Origin of the sequence: Palleronia aestuarii, assembly GCF_003253995.1 — a bacterium.
In the GTDB taxonomy this organism is placed as follows: Bacteria; Pseudomonadota; Alphaproteobacteria; order Rhodobacterales; family Rhodobacteraceae; genus Palleronia; species Palleronia aestuarii.
Map to the genome: position 1 here is coordinate 1 of NZ_QKZL01000076.1, position 1,285 is coordinate 1,285.

The following is a 1,285-nucleotide window of genomic DNA, read 5'->3' on the forward strand; positions in this document are numbered from 1 at the left end:
CGCGTTGGTAAGCCCGTTGGAACTACCGTCAATCTCGGTTTGGCATACTGGAACGAGGATGAATTGATGAACTTATCCGCTTAACAATACATAATTATTACTCTAAGAATTTGCATTCTGGAGACGGGCACATTCTAGACTGGGTTGCGACAGATCCCCTATCTTGCTGAGAAGCAAGGAGAACGGTGATGTCCCATACGGAGCTGGATCTGCGCGAACGGCGTGAGATCGAAGATTTGCTGAACGCGCCGGTGTCGATTGCCAAGATTGCGGCGCAGATCGGTGGTCATCGGTCAACGGTCTACCGCGAGATCAAGCGGAACCGTTTTGAAGATACAGAGCTGCCATATTTGATTGGTTACTACGGTATGAGTGTGCGGCGGCCTGCCTCAGATCGGCGCGCGCGCCAACGCAAGCTTGGACGGTTTGCGCGAGCATGCCATCGATTTGAAGATCGGCTGGACGCCTGAACAGATCGCCGGGCGTCTTGGATATGGCGGGCATCCCGAACGCGTCAGTCACGAGACGATTTATGCCTACGTGTACAGTCCCGAAGGACAGTCCGAATCCCTGGCGCGTTATCTTCAGAGCCGCCGAAAGAAACGTCGGCCACGTCATGCCAGACGCCCCAGGGACCAGGTATTCCCACCGGATCGATCCATCCATCGACGCCCGGAGCGTGTGAAGGCCCGAGACACCTTTGGCGAATGGGAAGGTGATCTGATGATCTTCGAGCGCGCCCAAGGCTCAATGAACGTCGCCTCGCTCGTGGAGCACAAAACGCGTTACGCCGTCCTGTTTTGCAATAACGACCGCAACTCGACGCATGTCATGAACACACATCATGGATGTGATGGAGCCCCTGCCCCAGAGCGCCCGTCGATCGATCACCTTCGACCGCGGCTTAGAATTCCGCGAATGGCGTAAGCTAAAGTCCGGCATCGGCACGGAGAGCTGGTTTTGTAATCCGCAAGCGCCATGGCAGAAAGGATCGGTCGAGAATCTGAACAAGCGTGCGCGCCGGTATCTCCCTCGCGACACCCAGCTCGCGGCGCTCTCAAATCGCAATATAAATGCGATTTGCGACCGCTTCAATGGAACGCCCCGAAAGTGTCTCGGATGGCGAACCCCGGCCGATGCCTTTGAAAAATAGATGATGAAACTGAGATAGCGGACCTTGTCGCAACGACCCTAGGTGTTCAGTCCCGGCATTTGGTGGATCGGGTTGAGGATGAATCGATCTGGCTCTGACGTCCAGATCTTGCAGATGTATTCGTAGGGCGTG

1 pseudogene is annotated in these 1,285 nt (G+C 55.5%); it reads left to right on the forward strand.

Annotated features, from left to right (window positions below):
- Nucleotides 1-188: 188 nt before the first annotated feature.
- A pseudogene (locus tag LX81_RS23520) lies at nucleotides 189-1,153 on the forward strand (IS30 family transposase).
- Nucleotides 1,154-1,285: the final 132 nt, after the last annotated feature.